The sequence below is a fragment of the Nocardioides sp. OK12 genome (assembly GCF_024341885.1).
Taxonomy (GTDB): domain Bacteria; phylum Actinomycetota; class Actinomycetes; order Propionibacteriales; family Nocardioidaceae; genus Nocardioides; species Nocardioides marinisabuli.
In genome coordinates, this window is record NZ_BNET01000001.1 from 725,454 (window position 1) to 744,528 (window position 19,075).

General features: G+C 72.9%; 18 protein-coding genes. 17 read left to right on the forward strand and 1 reads right to left on the reverse strand.

All coding sequences use genetic code 11. The features are described from left to right. Positions 1–27 precede the first annotated feature (27 nt). From ftsW to OCU29_RS03635, 17 genes are all read left to right on the forward strand, one after another. Positions 28–1,287 (forward strand): putative lipid II flippase FtsW, encoded by a 1,260-nt coding sequence (ftsW, locus tag OCU29_RS03555; protein ID WP_258016946.1) that lies wholly within the window; start codon positions 28–30, stop codon positions 1,285–1,287. A 10-nt stretch (positions 1,288–1,297) separates the two neighbouring features. Further along, positions 1,298–2,398 carry an undecaprenyldiphospho-muramoylpentapeptide beta-N-acetylglucosaminyltransferase gene (gene murG, locus OCU29_RS03560; protein ID WP_261818801.1) on the forward strand — a complete coding sequence of 367 codons (1,101 nt, stop codon included), beginning with the start codon at positions 1,298–1,300 and terminating at the stop codon, positions 2,396–2,398. After that, positions 2,395–3,825: a UDP-N-acetylmuramate--L-alanine ligase gene (murC, locus tag OCU29_RS03565; protein ID WP_261818802.1), complete on the forward strand. Its 1,431-nt coding sequence runs from the start codon at positions 2,395–2,397 to the stop codon at positions 3,823–3,825. Before murG ends, murC begins: the two co-directional genes overlap by 4 nt. Next, on the forward strand, positions 3,818–4,546 hold the full coding sequence (locus OCU29_RS03570; protein WP_261818803.1) for a cell division protein FtsQ/DivIB: 729 nt from the start codon (positions 3,818–3,820) through the stop codon (positions 4,544–4,546). The genes murC and OCU29_RS03570 overlap by 8 nt, the downstream gene beginning before the upstream one ends. A gap of 354 nt (positions 4,547–4,900) precedes the next feature. Beyond that, positions 4,901–6,166 carry a cell division protein FtsZ gene (gene ftsZ, locus OCU29_RS03575; protein WP_261818804.1) on the forward strand — a complete coding sequence of 422 codons (1,266 nt, stop codon included), beginning with the start codon at positions 4,901–4,903 and terminating at the stop codon, positions 6,164–6,166. 9 nt (positions 6,167–6,175) lie between these two features. After that, positions 6,176–6,862, forward strand: coding sequence for a peptidoglycan editing factor PgeF (gene pgeF, locus OCU29_RS03580; RefSeq protein WP_370463650.1), 687 nt, complete (start codon positions 6,176–6,178; stop codon positions 6,860–6,862). After that, positions 6,850–7,566 carry a YggS family pyridoxal phosphate-dependent enzyme gene (locus tag OCU29_RS03585; protein ID WP_261818806.1) on the forward strand — a complete coding sequence of 239 codons (717 nt, stop codon included), beginning with the start codon at positions 6,850–6,852 and terminating at the stop codon, positions 7,564–7,566. The genes pgeF and OCU29_RS03585 overlap by 13 nt, the downstream gene beginning before the upstream one ends. Before the next feature lie 54 nt (positions 7,567–7,620). After that, on the forward strand, positions 7,621–8,136 hold the full coding sequence (locus OCU29_RS03590; protein ID WP_179616120.1) for a cell division protein SepF: 516 nt from the start codon (positions 7,621–7,623) through the stop codon (positions 8,134–8,136). A 59-nt stretch (positions 8,137–8,195) separates the two neighbouring features. Continuing rightward, positions 8,196–8,486: a YggT family protein gene (locus OCU29_RS03595; protein ID WP_179616121.1), complete on the forward strand. Its 291-nt coding sequence runs from the start codon at positions 8,196–8,198 to the stop codon at positions 8,484–8,486. A 116-nt stretch (positions 8,487–8,602) separates the two neighbouring features. Then, positions 8,603–9,367, forward strand: coding sequence for a DivIVA domain-containing protein (locus OCU29_RS03600; RefSeq protein WP_246305161.1), 765 nt, complete (start codon positions 8,603–8,605; stop codon positions 9,365–9,367). A gap of 193 nt (positions 9,368–9,560) precedes the next feature. Next, positions 9,561–10,310, forward strand: coding sequence for a TraR/DksA C4-type zinc finger protein (locus OCU29_RS03605; RefSeq protein ID WP_261818807.1), 750 nt, complete (start codon positions 9,561–9,563; stop codon positions 10,308–10,310). After that, positions 10,283–10,876, forward strand: coding sequence for a signal peptidase II (lspA, locus tag OCU29_RS03610; protein ID WP_261818808.1), 594 nt, complete (start codon positions 10,283–10,285; stop codon positions 10,874–10,876). Before OCU29_RS03605 ends, lspA begins: the two co-directional genes overlap by 28 nt. Further along, positions 10,873–11,811 carry an RluA family pseudouridine synthase gene (locus tag OCU29_RS03615; RefSeq protein WP_179616125.1) on the forward strand — a complete coding sequence of 313 codons (939 nt, stop codon included), beginning with the start codon at positions 10,873–10,875 and terminating at the stop codon, positions 11,809–11,811. Before lspA ends, OCU29_RS03615 begins: the two co-directional genes overlap by 4 nt. Next, the gene (locus tag OCU29_RS03620) at positions 11,801–12,514 is read left to right on the forward strand and encodes a GNAT family N-acetyltransferase (protein ID WP_261818809.1); all 714 of its coding nucleotides are present in this window, start codon (positions 11,801–11,803) and stop codon (positions 12,512–12,514) included. The genes OCU29_RS03615 and OCU29_RS03620 overlap by 11 nt, the downstream gene beginning before the upstream one ends. 156 nt (positions 12,515–12,670) lie before the next feature. Further along, positions 12,671–16,228, forward strand: coding sequence for a DNA polymerase III subunit alpha (gene dnaE / locus OCU29_RS03625; RefSeq protein ID WP_261818810.1), 3,558 nt, complete (start codon positions 12,671–12,673; stop codon positions 16,226–16,228). Further along, positions 16,213–16,830 (forward strand): hypothetical protein, encoded by a 618-nt coding sequence (locus tag OCU29_RS03630; protein WP_261818811.1) that lies wholly within the window; start codon positions 16,213–16,215, stop codon positions 16,828–16,830. The genes dnaE and OCU29_RS03630 overlap by 16 nt, the downstream gene beginning before the upstream one ends. A 40-nt stretch (positions 16,831–16,870) precedes the next feature. Further along, entirely contained in the window at positions 16,871–18,421 is a 1,551-nt protein-coding gene (locus OCU29_RS03635) for a DUF3352 domain-containing protein (protein WP_261818812.1), read from the forward strand. Positions 18,422–18,579: 158 nt separating this feature from the next. Here OCU29_RS03635 and ybaK read toward each other — a convergent pair whose 3' ends face one another. Further along, a complete protein-coding gene (gene ybaK, locus OCU29_RS03640; RefSeq protein ID WP_261818813.1) occupies positions 18,580–19,074 on the reverse strand; it encodes a Cys-tRNA(Pro) deacylase in 495 nt (164 codons plus the stop codon). Position 19,075 lies beyond the last annotated feature (1 nt).

The window sequence follows — 19,075 nt, forward strand, 5'->3', positions numbered from 1 at the left end:
ACCCGCAGGACCAGGAGAGGGGCCGAGGTGACCACAGCAGTCCCGGACGACATGGGGCTCCCTCGGCGGCTCGGTCACCTGCGCGCCTCGGTGGCCAGCGCCCGCGAGGCCTTCGACCGGCCGCTGACCTCCTACTACCTGCTGGTCGGCGCCTCGGCGCTGCTGCTGACCATCGGCCTGGTGATGGTGCTCTCGGCCTCGAGCGTGTGGTCGTTCAAGGTCTACGACGGCGACTCCTACGCCGTGGTGCGCCGCCAGCTGATGTGGCTCTCGCTCGGCCTGCCGGCGGCCTTCATCGCCAGCCGGATGTCGCTGCGCTGGGTGCGCGCGCTGGCCTACCCGGCCTACCTGTTCTCCCTGGTGCTGCTGCTGGCCACGGCCTTCGTCGGCACCACCGTCAACGGCAACCAGAACTGGCTCGGCGTCGGCTCGCTGGCGATCCAGCCCTCCGAGGTCGCCAAGCTGGCGCTGGTGCTGTGGGCCGCGCACATCTACGCCAACAAGGAGCGGCGCCTGCACAGCCTGCACCAGCTGGTGGTGCCGGTGGTGCCGGGCCTGCTGCTCGCGACCCTGCTCGTCGTGGCCGGGCGCGACCTGGGCACCGCGCTGATCTTCTTCGCGATCCTGCTCGGCATGCTCTGGGTCGTCGGGGCCCCGGCCCGGCTGTTCTGGCTGGCGATCTCGCTGGTCAGCGTCGCCGCGATCGGCCTGGCCGCCACCGACACCGAGCGCGTCGCGCGGATCACCAACTTCGCCGACCCCTTCCAGGACTACCTCGACACCGGCTGGCAGCCCGCCCACGGGCTCTACGCCCTGTCCTCGGGCGGCTGGTTCGGCCAGGGCATCGGCGCCAGCCAGCAGAAGTGGGGCGACCTGCCCGAGGCCCACACCGACTACATCTTCGCGGTGCTGGGCGAGGAGCTCGGGCTCGTCGGCACCCTGCTGGTCGTCGCGCTGTTCCTGACCATCGCCCTCGCGGCGCTGCGGGTGGCCCGCCACACCCAGGAGCCCTTCGTGCGCTACGCGAGCTTCGGCATCGTCGTGTGGCTGGTGGGCCAGATGATCATCAACGTCGGCATGGTGCTGGCGCTGCTGCCGGTCATCGGCATCCCGCTGCCGCTGATCTCGTACGGCGGCTCCTCGCTGCTGCCCTCGCTGGTCGCGCTCGGCCTGCTGATCGGCTTCGCGCGCCACGAGCCCGAGGCCGCCCGCGCCCTGGCCGCGCGCCGCCGCGGCCGCGCGGCGGGCGTCGCGGCCGGTGCCTCGCACAGCAGCCACAGCGCCTAGATTGACCCTGATGCGCATCCTGCTCGCCGGCGGCGGCACCGCCGGCCACACCTCGCCCCTGCTCGCCACCGCCGACGCCCTTCGGCGGCTCGACCCGTCGGTCGAGATCACCTGCCTGGGCACCCCGCGCGGCCTCGAGAACACCGTCGTGCCCGCCGCCGGCTACCCCCTCGAGCTGGTGCCACCGGTGCCGCTGCCGCGCAAGCCCGGCGCCGACCTGCTGCGCGTGCCCGGCCGCATCCGCGACGCCGTGCGCCAGACCCACGCCGTGCTCGACCGGGTCGACCCGCAGGTCGTCGTCGGCTACGGCGGTTACGTCTCGGTGCCGGCGTACCTGGCCGCGCGCAAGCGCGGCCTCCCGGTCGTGGTGCACGAGCAGAACGCGCTGCCCGGGCTCGGCAACAAGCTCGGCGCCCGCGTCGCCGCCCGGCGCGGCGGACGCGTGGCCGTGAGCTTCCCCGACACCCCGCTGCCCGGCGCCGAGTACGTCGGCCTGCCGATCCGTCGGATGATCTCCACCCTCGACCGCGACGCCCTGCGCGCCGAGGCCCGCGCGTTCTTCGGCCTCGACGCCGACCGGCCCACTCTGGTGGTCACCGGCGGCTCCCAGGGGGCGCGCCGGCTCAACCAGGCCGTCTCGGGCGCCGCCCGCCAGCTCGGCGAGGCCGGGGTGCAGGTGCTGCACGTCGTGGGGCCCAAGGGCGAGGCCGACCCCGCCGCGACGACCGCGACCGGCACGCCGTACGTCGTGGAGCACTTCGTGGACCGCATGGACTACGCGCTGGCCGCCGCCGACCTGATGGTCTGCCGCAGCGGCGCCAACAGCGTCGTGGAGGCCGCGGCCACCGGGGTGCCGGCGGTCTTCGTGCCGCTGCCGATCGGCAACGGCGAGCAGGAGCTCAACGCCCGGCCCGTCGTCGACGCCGGGGGAGCGCTGCTGGTGCGCGACGAGGAGCTGACCACCGGCTGGGTCGTGGCCAACGTGGTGCCGCTGGCCACCGACGCGGCCCGACTGGCCACGATGAGCGCCGCCGCGCGCCACCTGGTGCCGCGCGACGCCGACGAGGCCCTGGCCCGCATCGTGCTCGAGGCCGGGGGAGCGGCCCGATGAGGCTGCCGGTCCCCGAGGTCGTGCCCGGCGTGGCCGAGCTGGGTCGCGTCCACTTCGTCGGCATCGGCGGCGCCGGGCTGTCGGCGATCGCGCGCATCATGGCCGCGCGCGGCGTCGAGGTCACCGGCAGCGACGACCACGACACCCCGTTCCTGCCCTCGCTGCGCGAGCTCGGCGTCACCTGCCACCTCGGCTACGACCCCGCCCACCTCGGCGACCTCGGCCCCGGCGACAGCGTCGTGGTCACCACCGCGGCGCGCGAGGACAACCCCGAGGTGCTCGAGGCGCGCCGCCGCGGCCTGCGGCTGCTGCCCCGCTCGGCCGGGCTCGCCTCGGTGATGGCCGACCGGCGCGTGCTGGCCGTCGCCGGCACCCACGGCAAGACCACCACGACCTCGCTGCTCACCGTCGCCCTGCTCGCCTGCGACGCCGACCCGACGTACGCCGTCGGCGGGGTGCTCTCGGCGACCGGGCGCAACGCCGACGCCGGCGCCGGCGACCTCTTCGTCGCCGAGGCCGACGAGAGCGACGGCGCCTTCCTGGTCTACCGCCCGCACGCCGCCATCGTGACCAACGTCGGGGCCGACCACCTCGACACCTGGGGCACCGAGGAGGCCTACCGGGCCGCGTTCGCCGAGTTCGTCGGCACCATCGACGCCGACGGGTTCCTGGTGGCCTGCGTCGACGACCCGGGCGCGGAGGCGCTGCGTCCCCTGGCCGCCGCCCGCGGGCTCGAGCTCGTCGGGGTCGGCGAGGGTGAGCACGCCGACCTGCGCGCCGTCGACGTCGTCCTCGAGGGCACCACCTCCTCCTTCACCGTCGTCGACCGGGGCCACGAGCTGGGCCGGGTGCGCCTGGCCATCCCCGGGCGCCACTACGTGCTCGACGCGCTCGCCGCCCTGGGCGTCGGGCTGCGGCTCGGACTGCCCTTCGAGGGGCTGCGCACCGGGCTCGAGGGCTTCGGCGGCACCGGGCGCCGGATGGAGTCGAAGGGCGAGGCCGCCGGTGTCCGGGTCTACGACTCCTACGCCCACCAGCCCATCGAGATCGCCGGCGACCTCGAGGCCGCCCGCTCGGTGGCGGGGGAGGGGCGCGTCGTCGTGGCCTTCCAGCCCCACCTGGTCTCGCGCACCCGCCTCTTCGGCGCCGGCATGGGCGCCGCGCTGGGCGCGGCCGACGAGGTCGTCGTGTGCGACGTCTACCTGGCCCGCGAGGACGCCGACCCCGCCGTCACCGGCGCCCTGGTCGCCGACCACGTGCCGCTGGCGCCCGAGCGGGTCGCCTTCGTGCCCGACCTCGACGACGTGCCCGCCGCCCTGGTGGCCCGGGCGCGCCCCGGCGACCTGGTGCTGACCCTGGGCGCCGGCAGCATCACCGAGGTCGGCCCGCGCGTGCTGGCGCTGCTGCGGGAGGGGTCCGGTGGCTGAGCCCGCCGTGGCGTCCTCCCGGCGGCGCTTCGTGCGCCGGCAGTGGGAGCGGCGCTGGGTGCGGTTGCGCTACGTGGTCGTCGGCGTGCTGGCCCTCGCGCTGCTCGTGGTCGCGGTGTGGTCGGTCTGGTTCTCCTCGCTGCTGGCCGTCGAGCGGGTCGAGGTCGTCGGCTCCGAGGTCCTCACCGAGCAGGAGGTCCGCGAGGCCGCCTCGGTGCCCGTGGGCGACCCGGTGGCCCGCATCGACCTCGACGCCGTCCGGGCGCGGGTCGAGGCGCTGGCGGTGGTCCGCTCCGCCGACGTGACGCGGGCCTGGCCCGATGGGGTGCGGGTCGAGGTGGTGGAGCGCGTCGCCGTCGCGGTGGTGCGCATCGGCTCGACCCTGCGTGGCATGGACGCCGACGGCGTCGTCTTCCGCGACTACGAGGACACCCCCACCGACCTGCCCCGCGTCGACGCCCTGACCGGCGTGACCAGCGAGGCGCTGCGCGAGGGCGCCGCCGTGGTCTCTGCCCTGCCCGAGGGGCTCGCCGCCGACGTCGACCACGTCGAGGTCGGCACCGTCGACCAGATCCGCCTGCTGCTGCGCGACGGCCGCGAGGTGGTGTGGGGCAGCGCCTCCGACTCCGAGCAGAAGGCCCGGGTGCTGGAGATCCTGCTCGAGCAGGACGGCCGGGTGCTCGACGTCTCCGTCCCGGCCACCCCCACCACCCGCAGCTGACCCGTCGCGAATCTCGCGCCGACCCGTCACGAATCTCGCGCCGACCCGTGGTGAATCTCGCGCCGACCCGGCCCGGACCGGCATACGCCGGCGCGGTGTGAGTGGGCGCACGCAGATCGGTGCAGAAATCGGCACGGCGCGCGGTGTGTCGGCGCGGTGCGGCCGAGCGGGCTGCCTACTGTCGTGACCACGACGAGGTTGACATAACTATAACCCTCTACCTGAGGGTCAGAGTTGAGAGACACGCCGACCGGTCGTCCCAGACTCCGCAACACCCGGCAACACCCAGCAGCAATCCGGCAACAACCCAGCAGCACCCAACCAACCGAAGTACTCAGCGAGAGGCGAGCCGCCGTGGCAGCAGCACAGAACTACCTGGCCATCATCAAGGTCGTGGGCATCGGTGGTGGTGGTGTCAACGCCGTCAACCGGATGATCGAGGTCGGTCTGAAGGGCGTCGAGTTCATCGCCATCAACACCGACGCGCAGGCGCTGCTGATGAGCGACGCCGACGTCAAGCTCGACATCGGCCGCGAGCTCACCCGCGGCCTCGGTGCCGGCGCCAACCCCGAGGTCGGGGCGCGCGCCGCCGAGGACCACGCCGACGAGATCGAGGAGGTGATCAAGGGCGCCGACATGGTCTTCGTGACCGCCGGCGAGGGCGGCGGCACCGGCACCGGCGGTGCGCCGGTCGTCGCGCGCATTGCCCGCTCGCTCGGTGCGCTGACCATCGGTGTGGTCACCCGCCCGTTCGCCTTCGAGGGTCGTCGCCGCGCCAACTCCGCCGAGGAGGGCATCGCCGGGCTCCGCGAGGAGGTCGACACCCTGATCGTGATCCCCAACGACCGGCTGCTCTCGATCAGCGACCGCAACGTCTCGGTCCTCGACGCCTTCAAGCAGGCCGACCAGGTGCTGCTGCAGGGTGTCTCGGGCATCACCGACCTGATCACCACCCCCGGCCTGATCAACCTCGACTTCGCCGACGTGAAGTCCGTGATGGCCAACGCCGGCTCGGCCCTGATGGGCATCGGCTCGGCCCGGGGCGAGGACCGCTCGGTCGCGGCCGCCGAGATGGCGGTCAGCTCGCCGCTGCTCGAGGCCAGCATCGACGGCGCCCACGGCGTCCTGCTCTCGATCGCCGGTGGGTCCGACCTCGGCCTGTTCGAGATCAACGAGGCGGCCGCGCTGGTCGCCCAGGCCGTGCACGCCGAGGCCAACATCATCTTCGGTGCCACCATCGACGACGCCCTGGGCGACGAGGTGCGCGTCACCGTCATCGCCGCCGGCTTCGACGGGGGTACGCCGAAGCGCCGCGACGAGGGCACCGTCCTGCGCCGCGAGCCGCGCGAGCAGCAGAGCCAGGACGAGACGCGCGAGGCGGTGCGTGCCGCGGCCAACCGTCGCGAGGAGCCCGCGCGGGTCGAGGCCGGCGCCCGCCAGGGATCCCAGGGCTCCCAGGGCTCGCAGGGCTCCCAGGGCTCCCAGGGTGAGCGGCCCTCGGTCACGCCGCAGCAGACCTTCCACCCCTCCACCCCGGCGGCTCCGCAGGTCCCCAAGCCGGCTCCGCGCCAGGTCCAGTTCGACGACGACGACCTCGACGTGCCCGACTTCTTGAAGTGAGCCCCTGCCCTGTTCAGCTTCCGTGACCACCGTGAGGGCGACGTCCGTGTCGACGTCGCCTTCACCGACTCCACCGTCGACCTGCAGGGTCTGCGGCCCGGCTTCGTCGACGAGCTGCCCCGGGTCGAGGAGGCCTGCGGCGTCCGCTTCGCGCGGATGAACCAGGTGCACGGCGACGAGGTGCTCCTCGTCGACGAGCCCGGCCCCGCCCCGACGGAGCAGGTGCCGACCGCCGACGGCCTCGTCACCGCCACGGTGGGCCTGGGCCTGATGGTCCGGGTGGCCGACTGCCTGCCGGTGCTGCTGGCCGACACCGGCTCCGGTGTGGTCGGTGCCGTGCACGCGGGCCGTGCGGGCGTCGCGCTGGGCGTGGTGACCCGGGCGGTGGAGCGGATGCGCGAGCAGGGCGCCGGCGAGCTGCACGCGTGGGTCGGACCCCACGTGTGCGGACGCTGCTACGAGGTCCCCGAGCAGATGCGTGAGGAGGTGGCGGCCGTGGTCCCGCAGACCTGGGCCGAGACGAGCTGGGGCACACCCGCCCTCGACCTCGGTGCGGGCGTGCGTGCCCAGCTCGCCGCGCTGGGCGTGGGTCTCACCGAGGTGGGCCGCTGCACCCTGGAGGACCCGGCGCTGCACTCGCACCGCCGCGACGCCGCCGCCTCCGGGCGGATGGCCGGGCTGGTGTGGACCTCGTGAACCGGCGCGAGGAGCTGGAGGCGGGGCTCGCGGCCGTGCGGGCGCGGATCGAGGCGGCCCGCTCGGGCGCCGGGCGCGACGGCCCCCACGACCCGGGGGTCGGCCTCGTGGTGGTGACCAAGTTCTTCCCCGCCTCCGACGTGCGCCTGCTGGTCGACCTCGGGGTCCGTGACGTCGGCGAGAACCGGCACCAGGAGGCCGAGGCCAAGGCCGCCGAGTGCGCCGACCTCGACCTGGTGTGGCACTACATCGGGGCGCTGCAGAGCAACAAGGCGGCCGCCGTCGCCCGCTACGCCGACGTCGTGGAGTCCCTGGACCGCCCCAAGCTGGTGCGCGGCCTCGACCGCGGCGCCGCCGAGCGCGGCCGACCCCTCGACGTGCTGGTGCAGGTCAGCCTCGACCCGCCCGGCAGCCAGCACCGCGCCGGCGCCGCGCCCGACGACGTACCCGCGCTGGCCGACGCCGTGGAGGCGGCCGAGCACCTGCGCCTGCGCGGGCTGATGGCCGTCGCACCCCTCGGCGAGGAGCCCGCAGCGGCCTTCGCCCGGCTGGCCGCGGTGCGCGAGCGCCTGCTGGCCGACCACCCCCGAGCAGACCGGCTCTCCGCCGGGATGAGCGGCGACCTCGACGAGGCCGTCGCCGCCGGCGCGACACACGTGCGCGTCGGCTCCGCAATCCTCGGTTCGAGGCCTGCGGTCCGTTAAGTTCAGACCACCAGGCGTCCGTCACCGGACGCTTCAGATCCGGAGGGCACCACCATGAGCGGCGCGATGCGCAGGATCGGCGAGTACCTCGGCCTCGTCGAGGACACCGGCCGGTACGACGGCGACCACGGCGAGTACGACCCCAGCGACGACTACACCGCCGAGACCCGTCCCGTGGCCGCCCCCGGCCCGTCCCGACACGAGCGTGCGCGCGAGCAGCGCCCCGCACCCGTGGCCGACCTCGCCGAGCGCCGTCGTCCGGCGCCCGGCCCGACCGGAGTGGTGGCCGAGCTGTCCCGCATCACGACCCTGCACCCGAGCACCTACAACGAGGCCCGCACCGTGGGGGAGAACTTCCGCGAGGGCGTGCCGGTGATCATGAACCTCTCGGAGATGGACGACGCCGACGCCAAGCGCCTCGTCGACTTCGCCGCTGGTCTGGTCTTTGCCACGCGTGGCACCATCGAGCGCGTCACCAACAAGGTCTTCCTGCTCTCGCCCGCCAACGTCACCGTTGCGGCCGAGGACAAGGAGCGCATGGCCGAGAACGGCTTCTTCAACCAGAGCTGAGGCTCGCGTGACCCGACCCGGGGCGCGGTCCCGGGTCACTGAACAGGAGACAGACCGACGTGCAGGTCGCCGGTTCGATCATCTACATCATCTTGACGATCTTCTGGATCTTCTTGTGGATCCGTTTCGTCGTCGACTGGGTGATGGTCTTCGCGCGCGACTGGTCGCCGCGGGGTCCGGTGCTGGTGGTGCTGGAGGCCGTCTACTCGGTCACCGACCCGCCGATCAAGGCGTTGCGCCGCGTCGTGCCGCCGCTGCGGTTGGGCAGCATCGCCCTGGACCTCAGCTTCCTGATCGTCTTCATCAGCGTGTGGATCCTGCGCAGCGTCGTCGCGAGCACGCTGCTGTGAGCCGGGGGAGAACCCGGCTGTCACACCTGCCCCACTGATGAGGCTATTGTTCGATCCGACAGGTCGAGGACGCAGTCGGGTCCTCGGGACAACCACGACTACGAATGGGTGAGGTCATGCCGTTGACGCCCGAGGACGTGAGCAACAAGCGCTTCACTCCGGTCCGTCTCCGCGAGGGGTACGACATGGGGGAGGTCGACCAGTTCCTTGACGAGGTCGAGGCCGAGCTCGCTCGTCTGACCAAGGAGAACGAGGACCTGCGCGCCCGGCTCGCGTCGGCCCAGACCGGTGGCGACACCGGCCAGCAGCCCGCCGTGGCCGCTGCGCCGACGCCGGCTCCCGAGAAGGCCCCGGAGAAGGCTCCCGAGCCGACCCCGGCGCCCGAGCCCACCCCGGCCCCGGTCGCGGCTGCCGCCTCGAGCCCGGTCGAGACGATCCGCGTCGAGACGGTGCCGCAGGCCTCCAACGCGGCCGCCCGCCTGCTCGAGATCGCCACGCGCAACGCCGACGAGCTCGTCGACGAGGCCAAGAACGACGCCGACAAGATCATCGGCGAGGCCCGCACCAAGGCCGAGCGTCTCGAAGCCGAGTCGAAGTCGAAGGCCGACCGCCTCGAGTCCGACGCCCGCACCCGTGCCCAGATGCTCGACTCCGAGACCGCCGAGCGCCGCCAGCAGATGTTCGGCGACCTCGAGCGCGAGCGCGACAAGCTCAGCAGCGAGGTCGAGAACCTCCGCTCGTTCGAGCGCGAGTACCGCTCGCGGCTCAAGAGCTACTTCACCCAGCAGCTCGAGGCGCTCGCCGGTTCCGGCGACTCGGGCTCGGAGGAGAGCCCGCAGCCCAAGCGGTTGCGCTCGATCCTCGGCGAGGACGAGGGCTGAACCAGCCCTCCCCACAGCAGCACCACGACGCGGTCGACCCCGATGGGGTCGGCCGCGTCGTGCGTCCTACCCGGTGTGGCGGTTTTGAGGGGTGGGGTGCAGGGGCTACTCTCCGTGCCACCGCGGTGGTCCGGGAGGCGGACCACGGCAGCTGACGGGTCCCCGCAGGGGGCGCCGGAGGGAGGCGGGCTCGATGGCTCGTGGCACACGCGCGCTCGCCGGCCAGGCGGTGACGGCGGCACGCCGGGCCCTGGGCCTCCAACCGGGGGACACGGGCGACGACCCGGCCCCCGTCGAGCAGCCCGCGCCGGCGACGAGGTCGACCTCGGCCACGAAGAGGACCGCCGCCAAGAAGTCGGCCTCGGCCACGAAGAGGACCGCCGCCAAGAAGACCCCGGCGAAGAAGACCGCTGCCACGAAGACCCAGCAGCCCCGCACCACCACCCCGACGGCCCCGGAGAAGAAGGCAGCGCCCGTGACGACCTCACCTGCGAAGAAGACGGCGACCAAGAAGGCCGCCCCGAAGAAGAGCGCTGCGAAGGCCCCGGCCGACTCGCTGGTCGTCAAGGCCGACGAGGAGGCCTGGACCCCCGCCGAGCTCGACGAGCTCATGGCCGAGCTCCACGAGCAGCGCGACCACAGCGCCACGGTGGTCGAGGAGATGGAGGCCGAGCTCGACGGGCTGATGCGCGACTCCGGTGACGGCGCGGGCCAGGACCAGGCCGACGTCGGTGCGACGAGCTTCGAGCGCGACCACGAGATGAGCGTGCTCAACAGCGAGCGCGACAAGCTCGCCCAGATCGACCGGGCCCTCGCCCGGATCGCCGACGGCAGCTACGGGCAGTGCGAGTCGTGCTCCCAGCCGATCGGCAAGTTGCGGCTGATGGCCTTCCCCCGTGCCACACTGTGCATGCCATGCAAGCAGCGCGAGGAGCGGCGATAGACCCGGCCGCAGCACCCGAGGACCGACCGACCCGACGACGTACGTGGGCGGTCTTCGCCCTGGTCGCCCTCACGGGCTACGCGCTCGACCTGAGCACCAAGGTGCTGGCGGTCAGCCGCCTCGAGGGCGAGCCCGACGTCCCGGTCGTCGGTGACCTGCTGGTCCTGCGCCTGGTGAAGAACCCGGGTGCGGCCTTCAGCACCGGCACCGAGTACACCGTGGTGCTCAGCACGCTCTCGATCGTCGCCGCCGTCGTCGTGGCCTACCTCAGCATCCGCCTGCGCAGCCGGTTGTGGGCCCTGGGCCTGGGCCTGCTGATGGCCGGTGTCCTCGGCAACCTGACCGACCGCCTGTTCCGCGAGCCGGGGCCCATGCGCGGGCACGTCATCGACTTCCTGATGCTGCCGAACTGGCCGGTCTTCAACGTGGCCGACATGGCCATCAACGGCGCCGCGGCGCTGATCCTGGTGCAGGCCTTCCGCGGCGTGCGCCTCGACGGCACCCGTGACCGCGACCACGAGCCGGGCCCCGCGCCCGCCGACGAGCAGGAGGAGGGGCGAGCATGACCCAGGTGTCCGACGAGCGTGCCCTCACCGTCCCCGACGCCCTGGCCGGTGAGCGGGTCGACGCCGCCATGGCGAGGCTGTTCGGCCTCTCGCGCAGCCGTGCGGCCGAGCTGGTGGCCCAGGGCCACGTGCTGCTCGACGGCAGCGTGCCCAGCAAGAGCGACCGGGTGCTGCCCGGCTCGCTGCTGGAGGTCTCCATCCCCAGCGCCGTCGACCCGCTCGAGGTGCGCCCCGAGATCGTCGAGGGGATCAAGATCATCCACGACGACGACTCCATCGTCGTGATCGACAAGCCGGTCGGCGTCGCCGTGCACCCCTCGCCGGGCTGGAGCGGCCCGACCGTGGTCGGCCACCTGGCCGGCGCCGGTTTCCGGATCGCCACCAGCGGCGCCTCCGAGCGCCAGGGCATCGTGCAGCGCCTCGACGTCGGCACCTCCGGCGTGATGGTGATCTGCAAGTCCGAGCATGCCTACTCGGTGCTCAAGAACGCCTTCCGGCACCGCACGGTCGACAAGACCTACCACGCGGTCGTGCAGGGCCACCCCGACCCGCTCGAGGGCACGATCGACGCCCCCATCGGGCGCCACCCCAAGGCGGACTACAAGTTCGCGGTGATGGCCGACGGCCGCGCCTCGGTCACCCACTACGAGACCCTCGAGGCGCACCGCTTCGCGAGCCTGCTCGAGGTGCACCTGGAGACCGGGCGCACCCACCAGATCCGGGTGCACATGAGTGCGCTCAAGCACCCCTGCGTGGGTGACCTGACCTACGGCGCCGACCCGGTGCTGGCCAAGCGGTTCGGGGTCGAGCGGCAGTGGCTGCACGCGGTGCGCCTGGGCTTCGAGCACCCCGACACCGGCAAGCAGGTCCAGTACGAGTCGTCGTACCCCGACGACCTGGCGCGCGCCCTCGACACGATCCGCGATGCCCACTGACGCCTCGGCCGACCTGTGGCTGCGCCCGGCCGAGCCGGGGGAGGGCGCGGCCCTCGCCGCGGTGCACCTCGCGGCCCGCCGAGCGGCGCCGATGCCGGAGCCGGTGCACGACCCCGCCGACGTCACCCGGTGGCTCTCGGGCCGCCTGGAGAGCGACGAGGTCTGGGTCGCCGACCTCGCCGGCCACGGGGTGGTCGGCTACGCCCGGCTGACGCCCGGCTGGCTCGACGACCTGTACGTCGCCCCGGTCGCCGCCCGGCGCGGTGTGGGCAGCGCGCTGCTCGACCTGGTGAAGTCGCGGCTGCCCGAGGGCTTCTGCCTGTGGGTCTTCGCCTCCAACGCCCCGGCGCGGGCCTTCTACGCCCGCCACGGCCTCGTCGAGCTCGAGGCCACCGACGGCTCGGCCAACGAGGAGGGCGCTCCCGACGTACGAATGGCCTGGCCCGGCGCGGACCCGCTGCGGTTCCTGCGCGGGCTGGTGGACGACGTCGACGCCCAGCTCGGTGACCTGCTGGCCCGCCGTGCCGCGCTGACCCGCGCCATCCAGCCCTTCAAGGGCTCCACGCGCCGCGACCCCGGCCGCGAGCGTGCCGTCGCCGAGACCCTCGCGGCCCGCGCGCCCGAGCTGGGCGCCGAGCGCCTGGAGCGGATCGCGCACGTCATCATCACCGAGTCCCTCGAGGCGGCGGCCGAGCGACCCTGACGGCCCCGGTTGTCGGTGCGCCCTGGCACCCTGACGGAGTCGGTCGCGTAGGCTGACGTCCTTCCCCCAGGATCGACGTCCGACCCCGGTGCCCAGCGCTGGTCGCGGTCGATGCTGCCCGCCCGCACCGATCCCGAAGGGACGCATTCCGCGACCATGGCGACCTCGTCGGACTCCTTCGTGCACCTGCACGTGCACACCGAGTACTCCATGCTCGACGGCGCTGCCCGCCTCGGCGCGCTGACCGAGCGCGCAGCCGAGCTCGGCATGCCCGCCATCGCGATGACCGACCACGGCAACGTGTTCGGCGCCTACGAGTTCTACTCCAAGGCCAAGGCCGCCGGCGTCAAGCCGATCATCGGCATCGAGGCCTACTTCGCCCCCAACATCTCGCGCTTCGAGCGCAAGGGCGTCAACTTCTACGGCGGCGGCCCCGACGACGTGTCGAACCGCGGCGCCTACACGCACATGACGCTGCTCTCGGAGTCGACCGAGGGCATGCACAACCTCTTCCGGCTCTCCACCGGGGCGTGGCGCGACGGGTTCTTCAAGCACCCCCGCATGGACCGCGAGCTGCTCTCCCAGCACGGCAAGGGGATCATCGGCACCACCGGCTGCCCCTCGGGCGAGATCCAGGTGCACCTGCGCCACGGCAACTACGCCGCCGCCCGCCAGACCGCCGGCGACTTCCAGGAGATCCTCGGCAGGGAGAACTACTTCCTCGAGCTGATGGACCACGGCCTCGACATCGAGAACCGGGTGCGCGACGGTCTGCTCGAGCTCGGGCGCGACCTCAAGATCCCGCTGCTGGCCACCAACGACTCGCACTACGTCATGCGCGAGGACGCCAAGAGCCAGGAGCACCTGCTGTGCATCAACTCCGGCTCGACGATGGACATCCCGGCCGGTGACGGCCCCGGCCAGCGCTTCGCCTTCTCCGGCGACGGCTACTACATCAAGTCCGCCGAGGAGATGCGGGCGCTGTGGGCCGACCGGTACCAGCTGCGTGAGGCCTGCGACAACACGCTGCTGATCGCCGAGCGCTGCGACGTGGAGTTCTCCGAGGGCGTGGGCAAGTACATGCCCAAGTTCCCCTGCCCGCCGGGGGAGAACGAGGACTCCTGGCTGGTCAAGGAGGTCGAGCGCGGGCTGCAGTTCCGCTACCCGAACGGCATCCCCGACGAGGTCCGCAAGCAGGCCGAGTTCGAGCTCGGCGTGATCACCCAGATGGGCTTCCCCGGCTACTTCCTCGTCGTCGCCGACTTCATCAACTGGGCCAAGAACAACGGCATCCGCGTCGGGCCGGGCCGCGGCTCGGGCGCGGGCTCGATGGTCGCCTACGCGCTGCGCATCACCGACCTCGACCCGCTGGTCCACGGCCTGATCTTCGAGCGGTTCCTCAACCCCGACCGCGTCTCGATGCCCGACTTCGACATCGACTTCGACGAGCGTCGGCGCAGCGAGGTGATCCGCTACGTCACCGAGAAGTACGGCGACGACCGGGTCTCCTACATCGTCACCTACGGCACCATCAAGGCCAAGCAGGCCGTCAAGGACTCCTCGCGCATCCTGGGCTACCCCTTCGCGATGGGCGACCGGATCACCAAGGCGATGCCCGCGGCGGTGATGGGCAAGGACGTGCCGCTGCAGCAGATCTTCGACCCCGAGCACGCCCGCTACGGCGAGGGCGGGGAGTTCCGCCAGCTCTACGACTCCGACAACGACGTGCAGAAGGTCGTCGACACCGCCATCGGCATCGAGGGCCTCAAGCGGCAGTGGGGCGTGCACGCGGCCGGCGTGATCATGTCCAGCGAGCCGCTCGAGGACGTCATCCCGCTGCTCAAGCGGCCCGCCGACGGCGCGATGATCACCCAGTTCGACTACCCCACCTGTGAGGGCCTCGGCCTGATCAAGATGGACTTCCTGGGTCTGCGCAACCTCACCGTCCTCGACGACGCGATCAAGAACATCGAGGCCAACCGGGGCGAGACCGTCGTGCTCGAGGACCTCGAGCTGACCGACGAGAACACCTACGCGCTGCTCCAGCGCGGCGACACCCTGGGCGTCTTCCAGCTCGACGGCGGCCCCATGCGCGCGCTGCTGCGCTCGATGCGCCCCGACACCTTCGAGGACATCTCCGCGGTCGGCGCGCTCTACCGGCCCGGCCCGATGGGCGCCGACTCGCACAACAAGTACGCGCGCCGCAAGACCGGTCGCGAGCCGGTGGAGCCGATCCACCCCGAGCTGGCCGAGGCGCTCGAGGACGTGCTGGGCGAGACCTACGGCCTGATCGTCTACCAGGAGCAGGTGATGGCGATCGCCCAGAAGCTCGCGGGCTACACGCTGGGCCAGGCCGACATCCTGCGGCGCGCGATGGGCAAGAAGAAGAAGGCCGAGCTGGACAAGCAGTTCGCGGGCTTCTCGGGCGGCATGAAGGAGCGCGGCTTCTCCGACGCCGCCATCAAGACCCTGTGGGAGGTCCTGCTCCCGTTCTCCGACTACGCCTTCAACAAGGCGCACTCCGCGGCGTACGGCGTGGTGTCCTACTGGACCGCCTACCTCAAGGCCAACTACCCGGCCGAGTACATGGCCGCGCTGCTGACCTCGGTGAAGGACGACAAGGACAAGTCGGCGATCTACCTCAACGAGTGCCGGCGGATGAAGATCCAGGTGCTGCCGCCCGACGTCAACGAGTCGGCGGCCAACTTCACCCCCGTCGGCAACGACGTGCGCTTCGGGCTCACCGCGGTCCGCAACGTCGGCGCCAACGTCGTCGACGGGATCGTGGCCGGCCGGGAGGAGAAGGGCCGCTACACCGACTTCAACGACTTCATGGACAAGGTCCCGGCGCTGGTGTGCAACAAGCGCGTCATCGAGTCGCTGATCAAGGCCGGCGCCTTCGACGAGATGAAGCACCGGCGCCGAGCGCTGGTGGCGATCCACGAGACCGCGGTCGACCAGTACGTCGACATCAAGCGCAACGAGGCGATCGGCCAGGACTCGCTCTTCGGCGGGATGGACGACGACGCCGGCGGCTCCTTCGGGATCTCGGTGACGGTGCCCGACATCGACGAGTGGGACAAGACCACGCTGCTGGCCCACGAGCGCGACATGCTGGGTCTCTACGTCTCCGACCACCCGCTGCTCGGGCTCGAGCACGTGCTGGCCAACGGCTCCGACTGCACGATCGGCCAGCTGATGCTCGACGAGGACCGCACCGACGGCTCGCCGATCACCATCAGCGGCCTGGTCACCTCGGTGCAGCGCAAGATCACCAAGCGCGGCGACGCGTGGGCGATGATCACGCTCGAGGACCTCGACGGCGGCATCGACGTGCTGCTGTTCCCCAGCGCCTACCAGCTCGCCTCCACGCTGCTGGTCGAGGACGCCATCCTCACCGTCAAGGGCCGCCTCTCGCGCAGCAAGGACCAGCCCGAGATCCACGGCCAGGAGGTCTCGGTCCCCGACATCTCCGACGGCCCCTCGGGCCCCGTCGTCATCTCCATGCCCTCCACGCGCTGCACCGGCCCGGTCGTCGAGCAGCTCAAGGACGTGCTGGGCACCCACCCTGGGATGACCGAAGTACGGTTGCGCCTGATGACACGCGAGGCGACGAAGGTGATGAGGCTCGACGACCGGCTGCGGGTGACCCCGACGCCGGCGCTGTTCGCCGACCTCAAGGCGCTTTTGGGTCCCGGATGCCTGACCAGCTGACCCACTCCTCCTCCGCGCACCCCTACCCGTTCGGTGGCCACGCCGCGCACCCGCACGCCGACGACGTACGCCGGCCGCGGCCGGGGCTGCGCTCGAGCCTGCTCCAGTCGCTGGCTGTCGTCGTGGTCTTCGTGCTCGTCGGCGCGGCCCTGGGGTGGGTCTGGGAGCGCTGGTGGGAGCCCTCGACGGGCACCGTCTTCCGCAAGGAGTGGTTCCCCGTCGACGCCGAGGGGCGCTACGACCTCGACGCGCTGCGCAACGAGTTCGCCGGCACCGCCCAGTACGTCGTGCTCGCGCTCGGCGGGGGAGTGGTCCTCGGGGTGCTGGCCAGCCTGCTGCTGGCCGGGCGTGAGCTGCTGGCCCTGCTCGTGGTGGGTCTGGCCTCGGTGCTCGCGGCGCTGGTGATGTGGCAGGTCGGCGTCGCGCTGGGCCCGGCCGACCCCCAGGAGCTCGCCGCGACCGCCGGCCGCGGCGCGACCCTGCCCAGCGACCTGAGCCTCGACAGCCTCGGCGCGCTGCTGGCCTGGCCGCTGGCCGCGCTGGCGGGCACCGGCAGCGTGTACCTGCTGCTGCCGAGCCTGCACCCCCGCAGCCCGCGGTAGCCACCTCGGCGCACCACGCCCGCGCGGTAAAGTGCCGGCCGTGGACCAGACCCCCCAGCAGCGCCCCGACGACGCCCCGCAGCCCGAGCTCCTCGAGTCGGGCGGAGGCGGACCGATCACCCCCGAGGCGCGCGCCGGGCGGCGTCGCGCCGGCGTGGTGGCCGGGCTCGGTGTGCTGGGCCTCGGGCTCGTCGGCGGAGCAGCCTTCGGCGCCTACTGGTACCTCGCGGACGGCGCCCAGGCGGCCGAGGCGTTCCCGGCCGACTCGGTCGGCTACGTCGGGCTGACCCTCGACCCCAGCGGCCAGCAGAAGCTGGCCGCGCTCGAGACCCTCCAGGAGCTCCCGACCCTCGCCGAGGAGCTCGACCTGGAGGGCCCGGTCGACGAGATCGACGTCAAGCGCAGCATCGCCGAGGCGGTGCTGGCCGACGCGCCCTGCGACATCGACTACGCCGGCGACGTCGAGCCGTGGCTGGGCGAGCGGTTCGGGGTCGCGGCGGTGCCGGCGGGCGAGGCGCTGCCCTCGATGGTCTTCGCCGTCGAAGTCACCGACGCCGAGGCCGCCGACGCGGGCCTGCGGGCGCTGCTCTCCTGCGACGGCGGTGACGCCGAGAGCCTCGCCGGCTGGGTCGTGGAGGGCGACTGGATGGTGGTCGCCGAGACGCCCGAGATCGCCGAGGGCGTCGTCGACGCCGCGGCCGAGGGGTCCCTGGCCGACGACGACGACTTCCAGCGCTGGACCGGCGAGGCCGGCGACGAGGGCGTGCTGACGGCGTACGCCGCGCCCGAGGCGCTGGGCGTGCTGGCCGACCTGGGCAGCGAGTTCTTCGGTGGTGAGCTCCCCGGCGCCGACGAGCTGGTCGAGCTCGACGACGCCGTCGAGGACTTCGAGGGCATGGCGGCGGTGCTGCGCTTCGGCGAGGGCAGCGTCGAGGTGGAGGCCGCGGGCGCGGCCGGTGACCAGACCGACGTGCTGGGTGGGGGAGCGGGCGAGCTGGTGAGCGGTCTGCCCGACGACACCGCCCTGGCCGCTGCGGCCGGGCTCGTCGAGGGCTGGACCGAGGGGCTCGAGGAGGAGACCGCGTCGCTGCCCTTCGACGTCGAGGCGCTGCTCGGCGACGTCGCGGCCCTGGCCGTGGGCCCCGACCTCGACCCCGACGCCCTGCTCGGGGCGTTCTTCGCCGGTGACCTGAGCCGGGTCCCCGTCGCGCTGGTCACCGGTGGCGAGCTGGGCGACGCCGAGCAGGCGCTCGCCGAGGCCGGCCCGCTGGCCGCCTCGCTCGAGGCGCGCCAGGCCGGCGACCGGGTGCTGGTGGGCCCGACCGGTGCGTGGCTCGACGCGGTGGAGGCGGGCGGCACGCTCGGCGACACCGACCTCTTCAGCGCGGTCGTCCCCGACGTCGACGGCGCCCAGTCGGTGTTCTTCCTCGACCTCGGCGTGGTGGCCGACCTGGTCGGCGACGAGGTGGCTGCCAGCGGCACGGGCGACGACGACGTCCTCGCCGACCTGCAGCAGCTGGGCGCCGTGGGCGCCAGCGCCCGGGTCGACGACGACGTCGCCCGCGCCGTGCTGCGCCTGACCCTCCGCTGACCCGTCGCGAATCTCGCGCCGACCCGTCGCAAATCTCGCGCTGACCCGTCGCGAATCTCGCGCTGACCCGGCCAGGACCGACGTACCCGGCGAGGGGTGCGGGTATGCGCCGGGTCGGCGCGACATATGCGCCGGGTCGGCGCGAGATATGGGCCTGGTCAGCGGGCGATGGGGGCGGTGGTGGCGCCGGTGACCGAGACGAGGTCGGTGGGGGCCAGCTCGACGTCGAAGCCGCGCCGGCCGCCGGAGACCAGCACGGTGGGGTGCTCCAGCGCCGAGACGTCGACGACGGTGGGGTGCGGCCGCTTCTGGCCGAGGGGGGAGATGCCGCCGACGACGTAGCCGGTGGCCCGCTCGGCGGCGGCGGGGTCCGCCATCGCGGCCCGGCTGGCCCCCAGCGCCCGCGCCAGCGCCTTGAGGTCGAGCTGGCCGGCCACCGGCACGACCGCGACCGCCAGGCGCCCGTCGACCTCGGCCACCAGGGTCTTCAGCACCCGTGCGGGGTCGATGCCCAGCACCTGCGCCGCCTCCAGCCCGTACGACGCCGCGCGCGGGTCGTGCTCGTAGGGGTGCGGGGTGAAGGCGACGCCGGCCCGGCCCAGGGCGAGGGTCGCCTGGGTGGCGGGGGAGCGGTCGCGGGAGCGGCGCGCCACG